The following is a 21,566-nucleotide window of genomic DNA, read 5'->3' as shown; positions in this document are numbered from 1 at the left end:
CGCCTATAAACCTTGCTTGTGAGCAGTGTACTTAGCCCGCGCGGGCAAACCAACGCCCGGCTTCGTTGCTGACCCGGCCTTGCAGCTCCAATTCGGTCAGTTGCGCCAGCACCTCGGCCAAGGGCAGCTCGCTGCAGTGGGCCAGGCTTTCGCTGGTTTGTGGCGCAGCATGCAGCAAGGCGAGCAGAGGATGGTCGAATTTGTCCACAACCGCAGGTGGCAGGTTCTGCCAGCCCTGCAGGCTTTCCAGGATCTGCTCCACGCTCTCCACCAACAGCGCGCCGTCACGGATCAACTGGTGGCACCCCTTGGCCCCAGGGTGGTGAATGGAGCCCGGTATGGCATACACCTCGCGGCCTTGCTCGGCAGCCAGGCGTGCGGTAATCAGCGAACCACTGGCCAGGCTGGCCTCGACCACCAGCACGCCCAGCGACAGGCCACTGATGATGCGATTGCGCCGCGGGAAGTTGCCAGGCAGCGGCCCGGCATCCAGCGGGTACTCGGAAACCAGCGCGCTGCCATTGTCGATCATCGCTTGCGCAAGCGACTTGTGGCGCTGTGGATAAAGTTTTTGCAACCCCGTGCCGAGTACGCCAATCGTGCCCCCACCAGCCTGCAATGCGGCCCGATGAGCGGCACCATCGATGCCCACAGCCAAGCCGCTGGTAATTGTGAAGCCGGCCTGCGCCAGGTAGCGGGAAAATGCCGCAGCGGTATCGAGCGCCGGGGGTGAAGCACGCCTGCTGCCCACAATTGCCAGTTGTGGGCGCTCGAGCAAGGCCGGGTCGCCTGCGACGAAAAGCAGCGGAGGGGCATCGTCGATTTCCGCCAATAGTGGCGGGTAGCCAGGGCTGTCCCACATCAGTAAATACTGGCCCGGGCGCTCTAGCCAGGCCATTGCGGCCAATGCACCCTCACGTACTTCGGCACTGCGCCGGGCATCTATGGTGGCCTGTGGTATGCCCAATGCGCGCCAGGCGCCGGCCGGAGCACACAGCGCCGATGAGGCACTGCCAAAGGCCCCCAGCAAGGTGTTAAAGCGACGCAATCCTGTCTCCGGCAGCCGGTGCAGACGTAATCTCGCCTCCAGTTCGGCAGGTGGAAGAGGCGACGAATGGTAGGTTTGCATGGGGATCATCCTTGATCGAAACGGGGCCAGCAACGTGGCACAAACTGTGGATAACTTTGTTGATAACGCTTTGACAACCTGTCCATCGAATGGGCTATAAGCTGGCCCTGAAAACCCTAGACGAGCTTTCGCAGGTGCTGAAATCCCCGTTTCCCTTTATTATGTGTGCTCAGTTTTCAACCGAACGCACAGTGACTGCCTGACCTTATGGCCATCTTGAACATTCTCGAATTCCCGGACCCGCGCCTGCGCACCATCGCCAAGCCGGTGACGGTGTTCGACGACGCCCTGCGTCAGCTGATCGACGACATGTTTGAAACCATGTACGAAGCCCCTGGCATCGGCCTGGCCGCCACCCAGGTCAACGTGCACCTGCAGGTCGTGGTCATGGACCTCAGTGAAGACCGCAGCGAGCCGCGCGTCTTCATCAACCCCACGGTCGAAGAGCTGACCCACGACATGGGCCAGTACCAGGAAGGTTGCCTGTCGGTACCTGGCTTCTACGAGAACGTCGACCGCCCGCTGCGTGTGCGGGTCAAGGCCCAGGACCGCGACGGCAAGCCATACGAGCTTGAGTGCGAAGGGCTGCTGGCGGTGTGCGTGCAGCACGAATTCGATCACCTCAACGGCAAGCTGTTCGTCGACTACCTGTCGCAGCTCAAGCGCGACCGGATCAAGAAGAAGCTGGAAAAGCAGCACCGCCAGCAAGCCTGACCCCCACCTTCCAGAAGGCTTGCTCCGGCAAGCCTTTTTCTTTTTGAAGCGAGAACTCCATGCGCATCGTCTTTGCAGGCACTCCAGAGTTTGCCGCCGAACACCTCAAGGCCCTGCTCGACAGCCCGTACGAGATCGTGGCCGTCTACACCCAGCCCGACCGCCCCGCCGGCCGTGGCCAGAAGCTGATGCCAAGCCCGGTCAAGCAACTGGCTGTGGCCCATGACATCCCGGTGTTCCAGCCGCCGACCCTGCGCAACGCAGAAGCCCAGGCCGAACTGGCCGCGCTGAAGCCGGACCTGATGGTGGTGGTCGCCTACGGCCTGATCCTGCCACAGGTGGTGCTGGATATCCCGCGCCTGGGCTGTATCAACAGCCATGCTTCCCTGCTGCCACGCTGGCGCGGTGCCGCACCGATCCAGCGCGCCGTGGAAGCCGGAGACGCCGAGAGCGGTGTGACCGTGATGCGTATGGAGGCAGGCCTGGACACCGGCCCGATGCTGCTCAAGGTGGTAACCCCGATCAGCGCCGAAGACACTGGCGGCAGCCTGCATGACCGCTTGGCCGAGATGGGCCCGCCGGCAGTAGTGCAAGCCATCGCCGGCCTGGCCGACGGTTCGCTGCAAGGCGAGGTACAGGACGATGCCCTGGCCACTTATGCACATAAGCTGAACAAGGACGAAGCGCGCATCGACTGGAGCCGCTCGGCCGTCGAGCTGGAGCGCCTGATCCGTGCCTTCAATCCATGGCCGGTCTGCCACAGCACCCTGGATGGCGAAAGCGTGAAGGTGCTCGCCGCCAGCTTGTCCACAGGCAACGGCGCCCCTGGCGAGATCCTTTCCGCCAGCAAGGACGGCCTGGTGGTCGCCTGCGGTGACCAGGCACTGAGCCTGACCCGCCTGCAACTGCCGGGCGGCAAGGCACTGAACTTCAGCGACCTGTTCAACAGCCGTCGCGAGAAATTCGCCAGCGGCAAGGTGCTGGGCCAATGAACCCACGCCTCGCCGCCGCCCGTGCCCTTGCAGCTGTGCTCAGCGGCAAGGCCTCGCTGAACAGCTCGCTGCCGGCGCAACTGGACAAGGTCGATGAACGCGACCGTGGCCTGACCCAGGACCTGGCGTTCGGCACCGCGCGCTGGCAGCCACGCCTCGACCTGCTGGCCGCGCAGCTGCTGCAGAAGCCGTTCAAGGCCGCCGATGCCGATGTGCAGGCGCTGCTGCTGGTCGGCCTGTACCAGCTGTTCTACAGCCGTATCCCGGCCCACGCCGCTATCGGCGAGACCGTCGGCTGTGCCGACAAGCTGAAGAAGCCGTGGGCCAAGGGCCTGCTCAATGCCGTACTGCGCCGCGCCCAACGCGAAGGCGAGGAACTGCTGGCCAGCATGGAGCGCGACCCGGTGGTACGCACTGCCCACCCGCGCTGGCTGCAGAAGTCGCTGAAGGCCTTCTGGCCGGAGCAGTGGGAGGCCATCTGCGCCGCCAACAACGCCCACCCGCCAATGATCCTGCGGGTCAACCGCCGCCACCACAGCCGTGATGCCTATCTGGCACTGCTGGCCGAGGCGGGTATTGGCGCCAGCGCCTGCCAGTACAGCCGTGACGGCATCGTGCTGACCGAAGCCTGCGACGTACGCGGCCTGCCAGGCTTTGCCGAAGGCTGGGTGAGCGTGCAGGACGAAGCCGCGCAGCTGTCCGCCGACCTGCTGGAACTGGCCCCCGGCCAGCGCGTGCTCGATGCCTGCTGTGCACCAGGCGGCAAGACCTGCCACCTGCTGGAAGCCGAAGCCGGCCTGGCCCACGTGGTGGCCATCGACCTCGAAGCCAAGCGCCTGACCCGGGTGCGCGAAAACCTCGACCGCCTGCAACTTGACGCCGAGCTGATCGCCTGTGATGCCCGCGACACCGCCAGCTGGTGGGACGGCAAGCCGTTCCAGCGCATCCTGCTCGACGCACCATGCTCGGCCACCGGCGTGATCCGCCGCCATCCGGACATCAAGCTGACCCGCCAGGCCGACGACATCCCGGCCCTGGCCAACCTGCAAGGCGAGCTGCTCGATGCCCTGTGGCCGACTCTGGAAGTGGGCGGCATGCTGCTGTACGCCACCTGCTCCAGCCTGCCGACCGAGAACACCGAAGTGATCGATGCCTTCCTCGCCCGCACTCCGGGCGCCCGTGAGCTGGACCTGGCCACCGAAGCCGGCCTGCGCCAGCCCCACGGCCGTCAGTTGCTGGCGCAGGAGGGCGGCCACGACGGTTTCTACTATGCCAAGCTGATCAAGATCGCCGCCTCGCGCGGATAAGAACAAAAGGTAGGGAGTAGCGGATGAAGATCATCATCCTCGGCGCAGGGCAGGTAGGCGGTACGCTGGCGGAACACCTGGCCAGCGAAGCCAACGACATCACCGTGGTCGACACTGACGGCGACCGCCTGCGCGACCTTGGCGACCGCCTGGACATCCGCACCGTGCAAGGCCGCGGCTCGCTGCCTACGGTGCTGCGCCAGGCCGGTGCCGACGACGCCGACATGCTGGTTGCGGTAACCAACAGTGACGAGACCAACATGGTCGCCTGCCAGGTGGCCTATTCGCTGTTCCACACCCCGACCAAGATCGCTCGGGTGCGCGAGTCGGCCTACCTGACCCGCGAAGAGCTGTTCGACAACGACCATATCCCGGTCGATGTGCTGATCAGCCCGGAGCAGGTGGTGACCAACTACATCAAACGCCTGATCGAGCACCCGGGTTCGCTGCAGGTGATCGACTTCGCCGAAGGCAAGGCCCAACTGGTTGCAGTAAAGGCGTACTACGGCGGGCCGCTGGTCGGCCAGCAACTGCGCCAGATCCGCGCACACATGCCCAACGTCGACACCCGCGTGGCGGCCATCTTCCGCCGCGACCGCCCCATCACCCCGCGGGGCGACACGGTGATCGAAGCAGACGACGAAGTGTTCTTCATCGCCGCGAAGAAGGACATCCGCGCGGTGATGGGCGAGCTGCGCCGCATCGACGAAACCAACAAGCGTGTGGTCATCGCCGGTGGCGGTCAGATCGGCGAGCGCCTGGCCGAAGCAATCGAAAGCCGCTACCAGGTGAAGATCATCGAGATGAGCCCGGCCCGTTGCCGGCACCTCTCCGATACCCTGGAAAGCACCGTGGTGCTGCAGGGCAGCGCCTCGGACAAGGACCTGATGCTCGAGGAGAACATCGCCGACGCCGACATCTTCCTGGCCCTGACCAACGACGACGAGGCCAACATCATGTCGTCGCTGCTGGCCAAGCGCCTGGGTGCGCGAAAGGTGATGACCATCATCAACAACCCGGCCTATGTCGACCTGGTGCAGGGTGGCGACATCGACATCGCCATCAGCCCGCAGCTGGCCACCATCGGCACCCTGCTGGCGCACGTGCGCCGAGGCGACATCGTCAGCGTGCACTCGCTGCGCCGTGGCGCTGCCGAAGCTATCGAAGCGGTGGCGCACGGCGATTCGAAGTCGAGCAAGGTGGTCGGCAAGGCGATCGAAGACATCGCCCTGCCGCCGGGCACTACCATCGGCGCGATCATTCGTGACGAAGAGGTGATGATTGCCCACGACGACACCATGATCGAATCGGGCGACCATGTGATCCTGTTCGTTGTGGATAAAAAGCATATTCGGGATGTGGAGAAGCTGTTCCACGTCGGCTTGAGTTTCTTCTAGGAATACAGGGCATGCGCGAATCGCTGGAGAAGATGCTGGCCAAGGGTGTGGATAACCCATTGCTCCGGTTCGGGCTGGGTAAAGCCTGGCTGGATGAAGGCAATGGCGCTGAAGCGGCGGTGCATCTGGCGCGCTGCGTGGAACAGGACCCGAAGTACTCGGCGGCATGGAAGCTGCTGGGCAAGGCGCATCAGCTGCAGGGTGACCTGGCGGCGGCGCGCAAGGCCTGGGAGGAGGGGATCGTCGCGGCGCAGGCCCATGGGGACAAGCAAGCCGAGAAAGAGATGACTGTGTTCCTGAAGAAGCTCGACAAAATCTCAAGCTGACGCGGTCCCTGTGGGAGCGGGTTCACCCGCGAATGCGCCGGTGAAGCCAACATTGCATTCGCGGGTAAACCCGCTCCCACAAGGTCCCTGCTACCACAGGCAGAAGTGCATTCAGCCTACTGGAAGAGCAGTGGATAACTCAGTACCAGCGCGCCTCGCCGGCCGGGCGCTTCTTGAAGCGCTTCATGCTCCACATGTACTGGCTCGGGTACTCGCGCACATAGCGCTCGACCACTTTGCTCATCGCCGCCGCCGACACCATCACGTCGGTGCTGTACATCTCTTCCGGCGCCGCCTCCAGGAACACCTTGAAGCCCGAGCCATCCGGCAGCCGCAGGGCATGCAGGAACACCCCCACCGCCTTGCCCCCGGCCAGCATGTTCGGCACGAACTTGCTGGTCAGCGCCTGGGTTCCCAGGAACGGCACGAATACCCCCGCAGACTCCGCCGGCTCCGGATCGGCAGGAATACCCACCTGGCCACCACGGCGCACTTCCTTGATCACGCTGAGGATGCCTTCCTTGGTCGAAGGCGCCACGCGGTTGCCCATCTGCACCCGCTGCTCGCGCAGCAGGTCATCCACCGCCTTCAGCTTCGGCGGGCGGTAGAAGATGATTGGTTTGCACTGGTTGCAGTAGAAGTGGTTCAGCACTTCCCAGTTACCCAGGTGGCTGGTGATGCCAACCACGCCCTTGCCCGAGGCCAGGGCCTGCTCCAGCACTTCCAGGCCGTGCACTTCCTTGACCAGCTCCAGCGAGCGCTGCGGCGGCCAGATCCAGGCACAGGCGCTTTCGACGAAGGATTTACCGATATCCTTCAACGCGCGGCCCACCAGCTGCTCGCGCTCGACCGGGTCCATCTCCGGGAAGCACTTGGCCAGGTTGATACGCACGACATTGCGCGAGCCGTTGGGGATCTTCCACATCAGCCAGCCGATACCGGCGCCGACGCGCTGCACAGCGCCCCAGGGCAGCTTGGCAAACAGACGCAGCACCCCGACCATCAGGGCGCCCTTGAACTTTTCCACAGGCGAATTCCTTATTTCAGCAAGGCGCGCATTGTAACCCCTCAGCGCAACAAGGCGGCGTAGCGATCGCAATCGGTGGTGTGGTCCATGACCATGCCGGTGGCCTGCATGAAGGCGTAGCAGATGGTCGGGCCAACGAACGTGAAGCCGGCTTTCTGCAGGGCCTTGCTCATTGCTTTGGCTTCATCGGTAACCGCAGGTACCTCGCTGCGGCCCGTGAAGTGGTTGATCTTCGGCGCACCACCAACGAACGACCACAGCCAGTCGGCGGGGTTATCCACAGCCAGCCAGGCCTGTGCATTGCGCCTGGCAGCCTTGAGCTTGAGGCGGTTGCGGATGATGCCGGCATCCTGCATCAGCTCCTCTATGCGTTCGTCGCTCATGCCGGCGAGTTTCACCGGATCGAAGCCGTGCAGCACCTCGCGATAACGCTCGCGTTTGCGCAAAACGGTGATCCACGAAAGCCCCGCCTGGAACCCTTCGAGCAAAAGCATCTCGAACAGCAACGCCGGGTCACGCTGGGGCGTTCCCCATTCCTGGTCATGGTAGGCCTGGTACAACGGATCGTCGGTACACCAAAAGCAGCGTGGCATAAGGCTCCAATGAGTAGAGGGCGAGGCGAATCAGGTTATACTCCCGCTCTTTACATCCGCATCCCCAGATACAGGTGAATTTCGTGAGCCAGCCTACGCCAGCCGTGCGTACCTTCCAAGACCTGATCCTCGCCCTGCAGAACTACTGGGCAGCTCAAGGTTGTGTGGTGCTTCAGCCCTACGATATGGAAGTAGGCGCCGGCACTTTCCACACCGCTACATTCCTGCGCGCCGTGGGTCCAGAAACCTGGAACGCCGCCTATGTGCAGCCTAGCCGTCGCCCTGCCGACGGGCGGTATGGCGAAAACCCCAACCGTCTGCAGCACTACTATCAGTTCCAGGTGGTACTGAAGCCCAACCCGGCCAACTTCCAGGAGCTGTACCTCGGCTCGCTGAAAGCCATCGGCCTGGACCCGCTGGTCCACGACATTCGCTTCGTCGAAGACAACTGGGAATCGCCGACCCTCGGCGCCTGGGGCTTGGGCTGGGAAATCTGGCTCAACGGCATGGAAGTCACCCAGTTCACCTACTTCCAGCAGGTAGGCGGCATCGAGTGCTACCCGGTCACCGGTGAAATTACCTACGGCCTTGAGCGCCTGGCCATGTATATCCAGGGCGTCGACTCGGTGTACGACCTGGTGTGGGCCGACGGCCCGTTCGGCAAGGTCACCTACGGTGACGTGTTCCACCAGAACGAGGTGGAGCAGTCGACCTACAATTTCGAGCACGCCAATGTCGAGAAATTGTTCGAGCTGTTCGACTTCTACGAAAGCGAAGCCAACCGCCTGATCAAGCTTGAGCTGCCGCTGCCGACCTATGAAATGGTCCTGAAGGCCTCGCACACCTTCAACCTGCTGGACGCCCGCCGCGCCATCTCGGTAACCGAGCGCCAGCGCTATATCCTGCGTGTACGTACCCTGGCCCGGGACGTGGCGCAAAGCTATCTGCAAGCCCGCGCACGCCTGGGCTTCCCGATGGCCACCCCAGAACTGCGTGACGAAGTGTTGGCTAAGCTGGAGGCTGCACAATGAGTGCTCAAGATTTCCTGGTAGAACTGGGCACCGAAGAGCTGCCACCGAAGGCCCTCGCCAGCCTCGGCGAAGCCTTCCTGGCCGGTATCGAGAAAGGCCTGCAGGCCGCTGGCCTGAACTACACCGGCAAGCAGGTTTACGCCGCGCCGCGTCGCCTGGCCGTGCTGATCCGCCAGCTGGATGTGCAGCAGCCTGACCGCAGCATCAATATCGACGGCCCACCCCTGCAGGCTGCTTTCAAAGACGGCGAGCCGACCCAGGCTGCCTTGGGCTTTGCCAAGAAATGCGGTGTGGATCTGTCGGAAATCGACCAGACCGGCGCCAAGCTGCGCTTCTCCCAGCACATTCCGGGCAAGGCCACTATCGGCCTGCTGCCGACGATCGTCGAAGATTCGCTCAACGACCTGCCGATCCCCAAGCGCATGCGCTGGGCGGCCAGCCGTGAAGAGTTCGTGCGCCCGACGCAATGGCTGGTGATGCTGCTGGGCGACCAGGTGGTCGACTGCACCATCCTGTCGCAGAAGGCCGGCCGTGAATCTCGCGGCCACCGCTTCCATCACCCGGAAAACGTGGTCATCACCACCCCGGCCAACTACGTCGAAGACCTGCGCAAAGCCTACGTGCTGGCCGACTTCGCCGAGCGCCGCGAGCTGATCAGCAAGCGTACCGCCGAACTGGCCATGCAGCAGGAAGGCAGCGCCATCGTGCCGCCGGCACTGCTGGACGAAGTGACCGCTCTGGTCGAGTGGCCGGTGCCGCTGGTGTGTTCGTTCGAGGAGCGTTTCCTCGAAGTGCCGCAGGAAGCCCTGATCACCACCATGCAGGACAACCAGAAGTACTTCTGCTTGCTGGACAGCGAAGGCAAACTGCTGCCGCGCTTCATCACCGTGGCCAACGTCGAGAGCCGCGACCCCAAGCAGATCGTGCAAGGCAACGAGAAGGTCGTGCGCCCACGCCTGACCGACGCCGAGTTCTTCTTCAAGCAGGACAAGAAGCAGCCGCTGGAAACCTTCAACGAGCGCCTGAAGAACGTGGTGTTCCAGGCTCAGCTGGGTACTGTGTACGACAAGGCCGAGCGCGTTTCCAGGCTGGCCGCCTTCATCGCCCCGCTGATCGGCGGCGACGCCCAGCGTGCCGGCCGTGCTGGCCTGCTGTCGAAGTGCGACCTGGCCACCGAGATGGTCGGCGAATTCCCTGAAATGCAGGGTGTTGCCGGTTACTACTACGCGCTCAACGACGGTGAGCCGGAAGACGTAGCCCTGGCCCTGAACGAGCAGTACATGCCGCGCGGTGCTGGTGCCGAGCTGCCGCAGACCCTCACCGGTGCTGCCGTGGCCATCGCCGACAAGCTCGACACCCTGGTCGGCATCTTCGGCATCGGCATGCTGCCTACCGGCAGCAAGGACCCGTACGCCCTGCGCCGTGCCGCCCTGGGCGTGCTGCGCATCCTGATCGAGAAGCAACTGGACCTGGACCTGACCGGCGCGGTCGAGTTCGCGGTCAAGCAGTTCGGCACCAAGGTCAAGGCCGTAGGCCTGGCCGAACAGGTGCTGGAGTTCATCTTCGACCGCCTGCGTGCGCGTTACGAAGATGAAGGCATCGACGTGGCCACCTACCTGTCGGTACGTGCCCTGCAGCCAGGTTCTGCGCTGGACTTCGACCAGCGCGTGCAGGCTGTACAAGCCTTCCGCAAGCTGCCGGAAGCCGAGGCCCTGGCCGCGGTGAACAAGCGTGTGTCGAACCTGCTGAGCAAGGCCGAAGGCGCCATCGCCGACCACGTCGAGCCGAAATACTTCGACAACGCCAACGAGTTCTCCCTGTACTCGGCCATCCAGCAGGCCGACCAGGCTGTGCAACCGATGGCTGCTGCACGCCAGTACAGCGAATCGCTGGCCCGCCTGGCGGCCCTGCGTGACCCGGTCGACGCCTTCTTCGAGGCGGTGATGGTCAACGCCGAGGATGCCAAGGTACGCGCCAACCGTTATGCCCTGCTCAGCCGCCTGCGCGGCCTGTTCCTGGGCGTGGCCGACATTTCGCTGCTGGGGTAAGCCTTGAAACTGCTGATTCTCGACCGTGACGGAGTCATCAACCATGACTCCGACGCCTACATAAAGACGCTGGACGAGTGGGTGCCGATCCCTGGCTCGGTCGAAGCGATCGCGCAGTTGAGCAAAGCAGGCTGGACGGTGGCGGTAGCCACCAACCAGTCCGGCATTGCCCGTGGCTACTATGCGCTGGCAACCCTTGAGACCATGCACGCGCGCCTGCGCGCTCTGGTGGCCGAGCAGGGTGGCGAGGTGGGTTACATCGTGTATTGCCCGCACGGGCCGGACGAAGGCTGCGATTGCCGCAAGCCCAAGCCTGGCATGCTGCGGGCGATCGCCGAGCATTACCAGGTCGGCCTGGAAGGCGTCTGGTTCGTTGGCGACAGCAAAGGTGACCTGGAGGCCGCCCTGGCCGTCGGTGCACAACCCGTGCTGGTGAAAACCGGCAAGGGCGAGCGGACCCTGGAAAAAGGCGTCCCGGAAACTACACTGATTTTCGACGATCTGGCAGCTATCGCCAGAGAACTAATTTAAACAGTGCGCCTTCGGGCGCATTTTTCTCAGGCGGGCATGCCCCGCAATGGTACAAGCCACTATGTCGATCCTGCAGGCGATCAGAATCTTTCTTTTTTACCTGCTGCTGGGCACCAGTTCTCTGCTGTGGTGCTCGCTGAGCTTCTTCGTCGCGCCGTTCCTGTCTTTCCCCAAGCGCTACAAGTTCATCAACGTGTACTGGTGCCGTTGCGCGTTGTTCCTGGTGCGCACCATCCTGGGTATCGACTACAAGGTCACTGGTGCCGAGAACGTGCCTGATGAGCCTTGCGTGATTCTGTCCAATCACCAGAGCACCTGGGAAACCTTCTTCCTTTCCCAGTACTTCTCGCCGCTGAGCCAGGTGCTCAAGCGCGAGTTGCTGTACGTGCCGTTCTTCGGTTGGGCCATGGCCATGCTGCGGCCGATCGCGATCAACCGCGACAACCCCAAGGAAGCCCTGCGCCAGGTAGCCAGCAAGGGCGACGAGTTGCTCAAGCAGAAAACCTGGGTGCTGATCTTCCCGGAAGGCACCCGGGTGCCATTCGGCACAATGGGCAAGTTCTCCCGCGGCGGCACCGCGCTGGCGGTGAATGCCGGGCTGCCGGTGTTGCCGATTGCCCACAACGCCGGCAAGTTCTGGCCGAAGAACGGCTGGGGCAAACGCGCTGGCACCATCGAGGTGGTGATTGGCGAACCGATGTATGCCAACGGCACCGGGCCACGGGCCATCGCCGAGCTCAATGACCGCGCCGCAGCGTGGAACGAAGCGACCCAGCGCGCCATGGGTTCGCTGCCACCAGCAGAGGAGAAGCCCCAGGAGCAGATGGCCTGACCTTCTGTGGATAACTTGTGTGCAATTTCTGGATGAAATGCTCTGAATCGACGCTAAGTCTTTGAATTAGCTGTTTATTTCTGTGTATGACATTTTTCTGAAAATCGTGCATAAGTTTTTTTGGGGCATAAGAAAACCGGCTTTTACAGCCGGTTTTTTTATGGGTTCATGCAGGTGTGGGTGATCTGTGTAGGAGCGGCCTTGTGTCGCGATAGGGCTGCGAAGCAGCCCCGGCAATTTGTGCATCACTGCTGAAACCCCAGGGCCGCTTCGCGGCCCTTTCGCGACACAAGGCCGCTCCTACAGCCAACCGTCAGATCTTGTCGATATCCACATCCTTGGTTTCTTTCAGGCAGAAAATCCCCACCACCAGGCTGACCCCGGTTACCAGCACCGGGTACCACAGCCCATAGAAGATATCCCCGGTATACACCACCAGTGCGAACGACACCGTTGGCAGGAAGCCACCAAACCAGCCGTTGCCAATGTGGTAAGGCAGCGACATCGAGGTGTAGCGGATACGAGTCGGGAACAGCTCGACCATCACCGCCGCCAGCGGGCCATAGGTCATGGTCGCGATCAGGATCATCGCCACGATAAGCACCACCACCATCACCTGGTTGACCTGCCCTGGGTCAGCCTTGGCCGGGTAGCCAGCCTGTTCCACCGCCGCACGCATGGCCGCTTCGTCGAAGCCATTGATGGTCTTGTCACCGATGTTGACCACCACATCGCTGCCCGCCACATCCACCGAGCTGTACGGCAGGCCCTGCTTGACCAGGAATGTCTTGACCTTGTCGCACGGGCTGTCGAAACGCGCCTTGCCCACCGGGTCGAACTGGAAGGTGCAACCTTGTGGGTCGGCGGTGACCACGATCGGCGCCTGGCGGCTGGCCGCGTCGATCTGAGGGTTGGCGTAGTGGCTCAGCGCCTTGAACAACGGGAAGTACAGCACCGTGGCCAGCAGCAGGCCGAGCATCAGGATCGGTTTGCGGCCAATACGGTCGGACAACCAGCCGAAGAACACGAAGAACGGCGCACCAATGACCACGCTGATGATCAGCAGGGTGTTGGCTTGGGCCGGGTCCATCTTCAGCATCTGGGTCATGAAGAACAGCACGTAGAATTGCGCCGTGTAGAAGGTTACGGCCTGCCCTGCGTTGATGCTGAACAGGGCGGTGAGCACCACCTTCAGGTTCGGCCAGGAGGTGAACGACTCACGGATTGGCGACTTGCTGACCTTGCCCTGGGCCTTCATTTTCACGAACGCCGGCGACTCGTGCATGCTCATGCGGATCCAGGTGGAAATCGCCAGCAGCACGATCGACAGCAGGAACGGCAGGCGCCAGCCCCAGGTTTCGAACTGGTCGCCACTGACATAGCGGCTGCCCAGCACCACCAGCAGCGACAACAACAGGCCAAGGGTGGCGGTAGACTGGATGAAACCGGTGTGGAAACCGCGCTTGCCGGGCGGCGCATGCTCGGCCACGTAGGTGGCCGCACCGCCGTATTCACCACCCAGCGCCAGCCCCTGCAGCATACGCAGGACTACCAGGATGATCGGTGCCGCGATGCCGATGCTGGCGTAGGTGGGCAACAACCCCACCGCGAAGGTGGACAGGCCCATCAGCACGATGGTCACCAGGAAGGTGTACTTGCGCCCGATCATGTCGCCCAGGCGGCCGAACACCAGCGCACCGAACGGCCGCACCAGGAAGCCGGCAGCAAAGGCCATGAGGGCGAAGATGAAGGCGGTGGTGTCGTTCACGCCAGCGAAGAACTGCTTGCTGATGACCGCTGCCAGCGCACCATAGAGAAAAAAGTCATACCACTCGAAAACTGTCCCGAGGGATGACGCGAAAATGATCTTGCGTTCTTCACGACGGCTGGAGCTGCTGGCCGCCGCACCCTGCTCTTGGATGTAATCCGACATCGTTGCTGTCCTCGGCCCGCAGGCCACAGTGATTATTCTTGTTGTTCCACTGTCGGCAGCTTCTGACCGCCAGCTGCCGGTACTGCACGCACCCGTGGTCAGGGCGTCGGTATCGCGTCTTCGTTCAGATAGGTCTGGGTGGCAGCTCCTTTGAGAATCAGTTGCGCCGCCTTCTCGGCGATCATCAGGGTGGGTGAACAGGTATTGCCGGAGGTGATCTGCGGCATGATCGAGGCGTCTGCCACGCGCAGACCGGGGATGCCGTGCACGCGCAACTGGTTATCCACAACGTCCAGTTCGCCATTGCCCATGCGGCAGGTGCCGACCGGGTGGAAGATGGTGGTGCCGATCTTGCCGGCAGCTTCGAACAGCTCCTCTTCAGTTTGCAGGGCTGGGCCCGGCAGGTATTCCTTCGGGTCGAACACGGCGAGGGCAGGGGCCTGGACGATACGCCGGGTTAGGCGAATGGAATCGGCGGCAACGCGCAGGTCCTGGGGGTCACTGAGGTAGTTGGGGTCGATCAGCGGCGTGCTGTTCATGTCGCTGCTGCGGATATCGATACGCCCGCGGCTGGCCGGGCGCAGATTGCACACCGAAGCGGTAAAGGCCGGGAACGTGTGCAGTGGCTCGCCGAAGCGCTCAAGTGACAGCGGCTGCACGTGGTACTGCAGGTTGGCGGTGGCCTGCTCAGGGCTTGAACGCACGAATGCCCCCAGCTGGCTCGGCGCCATGGCCAGCGGGCCACTGCGGTCATAGAGGTAGCGCAGGCCCATGCCCATCTTGCCCCACAGGCTGTTGGCCATCTGGTTGAGGGTGCGGGTATTGCGAATCTGATAGACCAGGCGCAGTTGCAGGTGATCCTGCAGGTTGCCGCCAACACCGGGCATGTCGTGACGTACGCCAATGCCCAGGCTTTCCAGTAGCTGTCGTGGGCCGATGCCGGAGCGCTGCAGGATACCAGGAGAGCCCACCGCGCCCGCACAGAGGATGATCTCGCGACGTGCCGCAAACTCGTGCCAGGCACCCTGCCAGAACGCCTTCACCGCCCGTGCGCGGGTGTTGTTGAGCAGCACCTGGTCAACCTGAACGCTGGTCAGCACGGTGAGGTTGGGGCGGTCCTTGATCGGCCGCAGGAAAGCCTTGGACGCGTTCCAGCGTACACCGCTGCGCTGGTTCACCTGAAAGTATCCACAGCCCTGATTGTCGCCAGTATTAAAGTCGTCGACCTTGCTGATGCCGCTCTGCTCGGCGGCATCGCGGAAGGCATCGAGGATCGGCCAGCTGTAGCGCTGGCGCTCGACCCGCCATTCGCCATCACCACCGTGGTGCTCGCTGGCGCCGGCAAAGTGGCTTTCGCTGGCCTTGAACAGCGGCAGTACGTCCTTCCAGGCCCAACCGTCGTTGCCTTGCTCGGCCCAGCGGTCGTAGTCGGCGGCCTGGCCGCGCATGTAGATCATGCCGTTGATCGAGGAGCAGCCACCCAGCACCTTGCCGCGTGGATAGCCCAGCGCACGACCGCCCAGGCCAGGCTGCGCCTCGGTCTTGAAGCACCAGTCGGTGCGCGGGTTGCCGATGCAATAGAGGTAACCAACGGGGATGTGGATCCAGGGATAGTTGTCGCGGCCACCCGCCTCCAGCAGCAGCACGCGGCAGGAAGGGTCGGCGGACAAACGATTGGCCAACAGGCAACCGGCGGGACCGGCCCCTACGACCAGGTAGTCGAAGACAGAATCGGCTGATGGCATGTGCAACCTCGGGCCTGATTATTATTCTTGTCCCGATCCATCTTAGTGAGTAATTTCGTGGAGGAAACACGAGATTTCGCGCAGCCGCTGTGCGTTTTAGCACAGTGGTAAGTCTGTACCGGCCTCTTCGCGGGTGAACCCGCTCCCACAGGTTCGGCGCTGCTTCTGAAGCCTGCGCGATCCCTGTGGGAGCGGGTTTACCCGCGAAGAGGCCGGACGAACAGCCACAAGGATCAGCATGTTCGACTGGAACGATCTGCGGTTTTTCCTCGAGTTGCAGCGCAGCGGCCGTCTGCTTACCGCCGCCAAGCGCCTCAACACTACCCACAGCACCGTGGCCCGGCACATCGAGAGCATCGAGCAAAGCCTGGGTACCGCGCTGTTCGTGCAGCATGCCCAGGGCTATGAACTGACCCCCTCGGGCCAGGCCCTGCTCAAGCATGCCGAAGCCATGGAGAACGTCGCCCTGCTGGCGCAGGAAGAAATCACCCAGGCCATCACACCGCTCGGCAAGATTCGCCTGGGTGTGACCGAAGGCATCGGCATCATGTTCTTCACCCCGCGCATGAATGCGCTGTTCGACCGCTACCCCGGCCTGGAGGTGGAGCTGGTGGCGGTGCCGCGCTTCGTCAGCATCCTCAATCGCGAGGCGGAAATCAGCATCCACCTGGAACGGCCCAACGCAGACCTGCTGATCACCCGCAAGCTCACCGACTATCGCCTGGCCTTGTACGCCAGCCAAGCCTACCTGGATCGTGCCCCTCCGCTGCGCAACCGCGAGGACCTGGCCCGGCACAGCTGGATCGGCTACGTGGACGACTTGTTGTTCAGCCAGGAACTGCTGTTTCTCAACAGCTTCTGTCGCGCCCCCAACGTGGTGTTTCGCAGCACCAGCGTAATCGCCCAGCAAACCGCCGCCCGCGCCGGGCTGGGCATCGCCGTACTGCCCAACTACATGGCGCGCCACGACCCGACGCTGGTGCGCGTGCTGCCTGGCGAAACCATCCAGCGCAGCTACTGGATCTGCACCCGCCGCGAACTGCACAAGTCGGTGCGCCTGCGGGTAGTGTGGGACTACCTGCTGGCGCTGTGCGCGGCAGAACAGAGCGAGCTGCTAGCCCAGTAGCGCCTTGCCGGCCAGCAGCAGAGCCGCAGCCCAACCGGCCACGGCAAACATCTGCTGCAAGCGCGGCCCGGCCAGCCTGGCCGCCAATGGCCGCGCCAGCAGCAGGCCGAGCACCGCACCGACGGCGAACGGGGCGCCAACCTGCCAGTGCATGACCCCTGCCAGGCTGGCGCTGACCACACTGCCGGTGGACACCAGCGCGATCACCGCCAGCGAAGTGGAGACGATGCTGGCCATCCGCAGGTTGGTGTAGCGGTTCAGGGCCGGGATGATGACAAAGCCACCGCCCACGCCGAGCAGGCCGGACAGCAGCCCGGACAGTGCGCCGGTGAAGGCCAGGGCGCGCGCGCAGGGCAGGGTCCAGCGCAAACGGCCCTGCAACGGGTTCAGCACGCAGGGTTCGATGTAGCGATGGGCGTCATTGGCTTCGCCGCGCAGTTCCTTGGCCGCCTTGCGCCAGATGCGCAGGCAGGCGTATACCAACAGCCCGGCGAACACCAACTGCAGTGGCGTATTCGGCAAACGGTGGGCCAGCATCAGCCCGAACGGGGCCGCTGCCACACCGATCAATGCGATGAACAATGCCGCCCGGTAGCGCACCAGGCCCTGACGCAAGCCCAGCACAGCACCCACCGCTGCCGCCATGCCGACAGCCAGCAGGCCGACCGGTGCAGCCTCGACCATCGACAAACCCAGGCCGAACACCAGCAAAGGCACTGCGAGAATGCCACCGCCGGCACCGGTCAACGCCAGCACGGCACCGATGATCGCGCCCAGCCCCGCTCCCAGTATTTGATGTTCGATCACTGCCGACCCTCGGCTACCAACGGCTGTGGCCGTGCCAGCCACTCGCGGCCCTTGAGCATGCCTTTCCAGTACAAGGGTGGCAGCACCTGTGCCTTGAGCAACCAAGCCAGACGTGTCGGTTTGCGGCCATCCAGCAGCCAGTTGGGGAAGCTTGGAGCCAGCTTGCCGCCATAGGTGAACTCGGCCAGGACGATCTTGCCGCGCTCGACGGTGAGCGGGCATGAGCCATAACCATCGTACTGGGCCAGGGTAGGCAATCTGCCCAGGGCCACCAGCACGTTGTTGGCCACGACCGGAGCTTGCTTGCGTGCAGCGGCGGCGGTCTTGGCATTGCTGGTATTGGCTACGTCACCCAGGGCATGCACGTTGGTGTATTTGCGATGGCGCAGGGTGTGCGGGTCGACATCGACCCAGCCGGCGCTGTCGGCCAACGGGCTTTCACGAATGAAGTCCGGTGCCACCTGCGGTGGTACCACGTGCAGCATGTCGAAGGCCTCGACACGGGTTTCGCTGCTGCCATCGGCCAAGGTGCACACGAAGGTGGCGCGCTTGTTCGGGCCGTCCACGGCGACCAGGCGGTGGGAAAAATGCAGGTCCACGGCGTACTTGTCGATGTACTTCATCAGTGCGGGCACGTAGTCCGCCACTCCGAACAACACCGCGCCGGCATTGAAGAAGCTGGCTTTCACAGCCCCCAGATGACCGTGCCGCAGCCAGTGGTCGCAAGACAGGTACAGCGCCTTCTGCGGCGCGCCTGCGCACTTGATCGGCATGGGCGGCTGGCAGAACAGGGCTCGGCCTTGCTTGAGCTTCTGCACAAGTTCCCAGGTGTAGGGCGCCAGGTCGTAGCGGTAGTTGGAGGTGACGCCATTGCGACCCAAGGTCTCGCTGAGGCCATCAATGGCCGCCCAATCCAGCTTGAGGCCGGGGCAGACCACCAACTGTTCATAACTGATGGCGCGGCCACCTTCGAGCAGGACCAGTTGGCCCAACGGGTCGAACCCCTGCACGCGTGCCTTTATCCAGCGCACGCCGCGCGGAATGGTCGAGGCCATGGTGCGAGCAGTGCTTGGCGCCTTGAACACACCGGCACCGACCATGGTCCAGCCGGGCTGGTAGTAATGCACTTCGGCGGGGTCGATCAAGGTCACATCCAGCGACGGGGCACGGCTGATCAGGCTGGAAGCAGTGGCGATTCCGGCGGCGCCGGCACCGACGATGACCACTTTGTGGTGGTCGGTATTGGCAGGGGACAACAAGGCAGGCATGGCGGTAAATCCTGTAAATCTGGTTATGGGGCAGGGCGGTCACAGCTTGTTCAGCGGAATCTTCAGGTAGCTCACACCGTTATCTTCCGGCGCGGGGAACTGGCCGCTGCGCATGTTCACCTGCACCGAAGGCAGGATCAGTACGGGCATGTCGAGGGTCTTGTCGCGGGCTTCACGCATGGCGACGAAGCTGGCCTCGTCGACGCCCTGGTGGATATGAATATTGTTGGCGCGCTGCTCGGCCACGGTGGTGACGTACTGCATGTCACGGCCACCTGGCAGGTAGTCGTGGCACATGAACAGCCGGGTCTGATCGGGGAAGGCCAGCAGGCGACGGATCGAGCGGTACAGGGTGCGGGCATCGGCGCCCGGGAAGTCACAGCGAGCGGTACCGTAGTCGGGCATGAACAAGGTGTCGCCGACGAACACCGCGATCTCGCCGGCGTCCTCGATCATGAAGCTCATGCACGCAGGCGTGTGCCCGGGGGTGTGCAACGCGCGGGCATGCAGGTTGCCAATACGGAAACCTTCCTCATCCTCGAACAGCACATCGAACTGGCTGCCATCGCGGGCGAAGCCAGGCTCGGCGTTGAACAGGGCACCGAACACTTTCTGTACCTGGGTGATGTGCGCGCCGATGGCGGTATGGCCACCTAGCTTTTCCTTCAAATAGGCCGCCGCCGAAAGGTGGTCGGCATGCACATGGGTTTCCAACACCCACTGTACGCTGGCTTCAAGCTCGGTCACGCGCTGGATCAGGCGGTCCGCCGAGGCAGTGCGGGTGCACCCGGACTTGGGGTCGTAATCCAGCACACTGTCGATCAATGCGCATTGGCGGGTTTCACGGTCCATGACCAGATAGCTGATGGTCGAAGTCGCCTTGTCGTAAAAGGCGTCCACGTGCAGGTTGTTGCCGATGATCATCGCGTTCTCCAATTTATCCGCCCGGCCTTGTACAGGCGTAGGCAGTGCCAGGAGATTTATCAAGATGCATGCCAGGCAATTTCCTACGCGTGGGCCAGGGAAACCGGCCCGTTGCTGTCAGTTGCCGATGACAGTGGCAGCGCAGATGGCAGTCGACTGTCAGCTGATGGCAGTGTTTGGCAGTCCTTGTTACCCTGCCCCGGTCATCCAATCGGTGCCGTCATGCCTGAAGCCCATCCCCTCATCCTAGCTTTGGTTTCCTATCTCGAGCACGATGCCCTGCCAACCATCGTGCTGGATACCGACTACAACATCCTGGCGGCCAATGCTGCCTATCGCCGCCAGTTCGGCCGCCATGAGCAGGCACCCCTGGGTGAAAAATGTCACAAGGTCTCGCACCACTACGCAGTGCCTTGCGACCAGGCCGGCGAGCATTGCCCGATGCGCAAGGCGTGGCAAAGCAAGGTGCCGGAGCGTGTGCTGCACATCCATCACACGCCACGCGGCCCCGAACATGTGGATGTCGAGCTGCGGCCAATCCTGGATGAACAGGACAGGGTGGTCGCCTTTGTCGAACGCCTGACCAGCATCACGCTGGCGTCAGCGCAGCCTCAGGAACAAGGGCTGGTCGGCCGAGCACCAGCTTTCAAGGCGGCTCTGGCCAGCCTGCAGCGTGCGGCGCCGGCGCAGATCCCGGTGTTGCTGCAGGGTGAGTCGGGTACCGGCAAGGAACTGTTCGCTCGAGCAGTACACATGGGCAGCCCCAGGGCGAACGGTCCGTTGGTGGTGGTCGACTGTACTGGCCTGACCGAGTCGTTGTTCGAGAGCGAGTTGTTCGGTTACGAGAAGGGCGCGTTCACTGGCGCCAACCAGCGCAAGATCGGCCTGGCTGAAGCGGCGCATGGCGGCACCCTGTTCCTGGACGAGATCGGCGAGGTACCGCTGGCGATGCAGGTGAAGCTGCTGCGCCTGATCGAGTCCGGCAGCTTCCGCCCGGTGGGTAGCCTGCGTACGGTGCATTCGGATTTCCGCCTGGTGTCGGCAACCCATAAACCGCTCAGGCAAATGGTCGCGGACGGCACCTTCCGCGAAGACCTGTACTACCGCATCAGCGGCTTCCCGATCCGTCTTCCTGCTTTGCGCGAACGGGTAGAGGACCTGCCCTTGCTCGCCCAGAGCCTGCTGCAGCGCATGGCAGACAAGCCGACACCGAGGCTGAGCGACGACGCCTTGCAGCAGCTTGGGCTGCATCCATTTCCGGGCAACATTCGCGAGCTGCGCAACATTCTGGAAAGGGCTCGCTTGTTTGCCGATGACGGACTGATCCGGCCAGAGCATTTGCCGGAGGATATTGGGCCGGCGGGGGCGATTACGGCAGGTGGCAGGCGCAATCATCTGGGCGAGCTGGCGCAGGCACTGGAACAGTTCAAGGGCTCACGCAGTGAACTGGCCCGTCACCTTGGCCTGAGCGAGCGCACGCTGTATCGCCGGTTGAAGACGCTTGGCCTGAATTGAAGCGTTGGCTGTGCTGGCCGTATCGCCGGCAAGCCGGCTCCCACAGGTACGTCACAGCACCCGAATACAGCGCCACACCTGTGGGAGCGGGTTACCCGCGAAGAATTCGACGCGGTGGATGGCACCGGCTTCGCTGGTGTTCGCGGGTAAACCCGCTCCCACAGGGGTGGCACTTCACGGACCTTTACCTCTGTGCTGACATTTTGAACGGGGACTATGTGTTGGTGGCCATTGCCAGTGGTGTGATCGTCAACGTCCTCAGCGGTTACTGATTTCTACAGGCACAAAAAAGCCCGCATTTGCGGGCTTTCTTGTGTCTGG

At 63.1% G+C, this 21,566-nt stretch carries 19 protein-coding genes; 11 read left to right on the top strand and 8 right to left on the bottom strand.

Translation table 11 applies throughout. The features are described 5' to 3' along the window. Window positions 1-31: 31 nt before the first annotated feature. Window positions 32-1,129: a DNA-processing protein DprA gene (gene dprA, locus R9B85_RS12730; protein ID WP_112251683.1), complete on the bottom strand. Its 1,098-nt coding sequence runs from the start codon at window positions 1,127-1,129 to the stop codon at window positions 32-34. Window positions 1,130-1,336: 207 nt separating this feature from the next. On the opposite strand from dprA, the gene def reads away from it, so the two are divergent. The 5 genes from def to R9B85_RS12705 are packed head-to-tail and all read left to right on the top strand — an operon-like array spanning window position 1,337 to window position 5,865. After that, on the top strand, window positions 1,337-1,843 hold the full coding sequence (gene def / locus R9B85_RS12725) for a peptide deformylase (RefSeq protein WP_016712797.1): 507 nt from the start codon (window positions 1,337-1,339) through the stop codon (window positions 1,841-1,843). A 59-nt stretch (window positions 1,844-1,902) separates the two neighbouring features. After that, the gene (gene fmt, locus R9B85_RS12720; protein ID WP_112251682.1) at window positions 1,903-2,835 is read left to right on the top strand and encodes a methionyl-tRNA formyltransferase; all 933 of its coding nucleotides are present in this window, start codon (window positions 1,903-1,905) and stop codon (window positions 2,833-2,835) included. Further along, window positions 2,832-4,142 (top strand): 16S rRNA (cytosine(967)-C(5))-methyltransferase RsmB, encoded by a 1,311-nt coding sequence (rsmB, locus tag R9B85_RS12715; protein WP_112251681.1) that lies wholly within the window; start codon window positions 2,832-2,834, stop codon window positions 4,140-4,142. The genes fmt and rsmB overlap by 4 nt, the downstream gene beginning before the upstream one ends. A 23-nt stretch (window positions 4,143-4,165) precedes the next feature. Next, on the top strand, window positions 4,166-5,539 hold the full coding sequence (trkA, locus tag R9B85_RS12710) for a Trk system potassium transporter TrkA (RefSeq protein ID WP_013970264.1): 1,374 nt from the start codon (window positions 4,166-4,168) through the stop codon (window positions 5,537-5,539). Between the two features lie 11 nt (window positions 5,540-5,550). After that, complete coding sequence (locus R9B85_RS12705) at window positions 5,551-5,865, top strand: tetratricopeptide repeat protein (RefSeq protein ID WP_046615308.1); 315 nt, start codon at window positions 5,551-5,553, stop codon at window positions 5,863-5,865. A 139-nt stretch (window positions 5,866-6,004) separates the two neighbouring features. Here the strand turns inward: R9B85_RS12705 and R9B85_RS12700 are convergent, their stop codons facing one another. Next, a complete protein-coding gene (locus R9B85_RS12700) occupies window positions 6,005-6,892 on the bottom strand; it encodes a lysophospholipid acyltransferase (protein WP_423770276.1) in 888 nt (295 codons plus the stop codon). 41 nt (window positions 6,893-6,933) lie between these two features. Beyond that, on the bottom strand, window positions 6,934-7,485 hold the full coding sequence (locus R9B85_RS12695) for a DNA-3-methyladenine glycosylase I (RefSeq protein ID WP_112251677.1): 552 nt from the start codon (window positions 7,483-7,485) through the stop codon (window positions 6,934-6,936). Window positions 7,486-7,568: 83 nt separating this feature from the next. On the opposite strand from R9B85_RS12695, the gene glyQ reads away from it, so the two are divergent. Genes glyQ through R9B85_RS12675 form a run of 4 tightly spaced genes read left to right on the top strand, consistent with a single transcriptional unit; the run spans window position 7,569 to window position 11,927 of the window. Next, window positions 7,569-8,516, top strand: coding sequence for a glycine--tRNA ligase subunit alpha (glyQ, locus tag R9B85_RS12690; protein ID WP_027592054.1), 948 nt, complete (start codon window positions 7,569-7,571; stop codon window positions 8,514-8,516). Then, window positions 8,513-10,564, top strand: coding sequence for a glycine--tRNA ligase subunit beta (gene glyS / locus R9B85_RS12685; RefSeq protein ID WP_133969803.1), 2,052 nt, complete (start codon window positions 8,513-8,515; stop codon window positions 10,562-10,564). The genes glyQ and glyS overlap by 4 nt, the downstream gene beginning before the upstream one ends. A gap of 3 nt (window positions 10,565-10,567) precedes the next feature. Then, the gene (gene gmhB / locus R9B85_RS12680) at window positions 10,568-11,095 is read left to right on the top strand and encodes a D-glycero-beta-D-manno-heptose 1,7-bisphosphate 7-phosphatase (protein ID WP_112251675.1); all 528 of its coding nucleotides are present in this window, start codon (window positions 10,568-10,570) and stop codon (window positions 11,093-11,095) included. A 46-nt stretch (window positions 11,096-11,141) separates the two neighbouring features. Next, the gene (locus R9B85_RS12675) at window positions 11,142-11,927 is read left to right on the top strand and encodes a lysophospholipid acyltransferase family protein (protein WP_112251674.1); all 786 of its coding nucleotides are present in this window, start codon (window positions 11,142-11,144) and stop codon (window positions 11,925-11,927) included. 313 nt (window positions 11,928-12,240) lie between these two features. Here R9B85_RS12675 and R9B85_RS12670 read toward each other — a convergent pair whose 3' ends face one another. Together R9B85_RS12670 and R9B85_RS12665 are read right to left on the bottom strand one after the other, a co-directional pair. Then, complete coding sequence (locus R9B85_RS12670) at window positions 12,241-13,860, bottom strand: MFS transporter (protein ID WP_112251673.1); 1,620 nt, start codon at window positions 13,858-13,860, stop codon at window positions 12,241-12,243. 98 nt (window positions 13,861-13,958) lie between these two features. Beyond that, entirely contained in the window at window positions 13,959-15,605 is a 1,647-nt protein-coding gene (locus R9B85_RS12665; RefSeq protein ID WP_112251672.1) for a GMC family oxidoreductase, read from the bottom strand. A 238-nt stretch (window positions 15,606-15,843) separates the two neighbouring features. Here R9B85_RS12665 and R9B85_RS12660 point away from each other — a divergent pair, with 238 nt between their 5' ends. Further along, window positions 15,844-16,731 (top strand): LysR family transcriptional regulator, encoded by an 888-nt coding sequence (locus R9B85_RS12660; protein WP_133969799.1) that lies wholly within the window; start codon window positions 15,844-15,846, stop codon window positions 16,729-16,731. On the opposite strand, the gene R9B85_RS12655 is transcribed toward R9B85_RS12660, so the two are convergent. Genes R9B85_RS12655 through R9B85_RS12645 form a run of 3 tightly spaced genes read right to left on the bottom strand, consistent with a single transcriptional unit; the run spans window position 16,720 to window position 19,730 of the window. Continuing rightward, the gene (locus tag R9B85_RS12655) at window positions 16,720-17,538 is read right to left on the bottom strand and encodes a sulfite exporter TauE/SafE family protein (protein ID WP_112251670.1); all 819 of its coding nucleotides are present in this window, start codon (window positions 17,536-17,538) and stop codon (window positions 16,720-16,722) included. The two genes, R9B85_RS12660 and R9B85_RS12655, sit on opposite strands and share 12 nt — an antisense overlap. Next, complete coding sequence (locus R9B85_RS12650) at window positions 17,535-18,806, bottom strand: NAD(P)/FAD-dependent oxidoreductase (RefSeq protein ID WP_423771047.1); 1,272 nt, start codon at window positions 18,804-18,806, stop codon at window positions 17,535-17,537. Before R9B85_RS12650 ends, R9B85_RS12655 begins: the two co-directional genes overlap by 4 nt. A gap of 39 nt (window positions 18,807-18,845) precedes the next feature. Next, window positions 18,846-19,730 (bottom strand): MBL fold metallo-hydrolase, encoded by an 885-nt coding sequence (locus R9B85_RS12645; protein WP_112251668.1) that lies wholly within the window; start codon window positions 19,728-19,730, stop codon window positions 18,846-18,848. A 222-nt stretch (window positions 19,731-19,952) separates the two neighbouring features. On the opposite strand from R9B85_RS12645, the gene R9B85_RS12640 reads away from it, so the two are divergent. Further along, window positions 19,953-21,245, top strand: a complete 1,293-nt coding sequence (locus R9B85_RS12640) for a sigma-54 interaction domain-containing protein (protein ID WP_112251667.1) — start codon at window positions 19,953-19,955, stop codon at window positions 21,243-21,245. Window positions 21,246-21,566: the final 321 nt, after the last annotated feature.

The organism is Pseudomonas sp. NLJ1 (assembly GCF_049486705.1).
GTDB lineage: Bacteria > Pseudomonadota > Gammaproteobacteria > Pseudomonadales > Pseudomonadaceae > Aquipseudomonas > Aquipseudomonas inefficax.
This window is presented reverse-complemented; position numbering and strand designations above follow the sequence as displayed.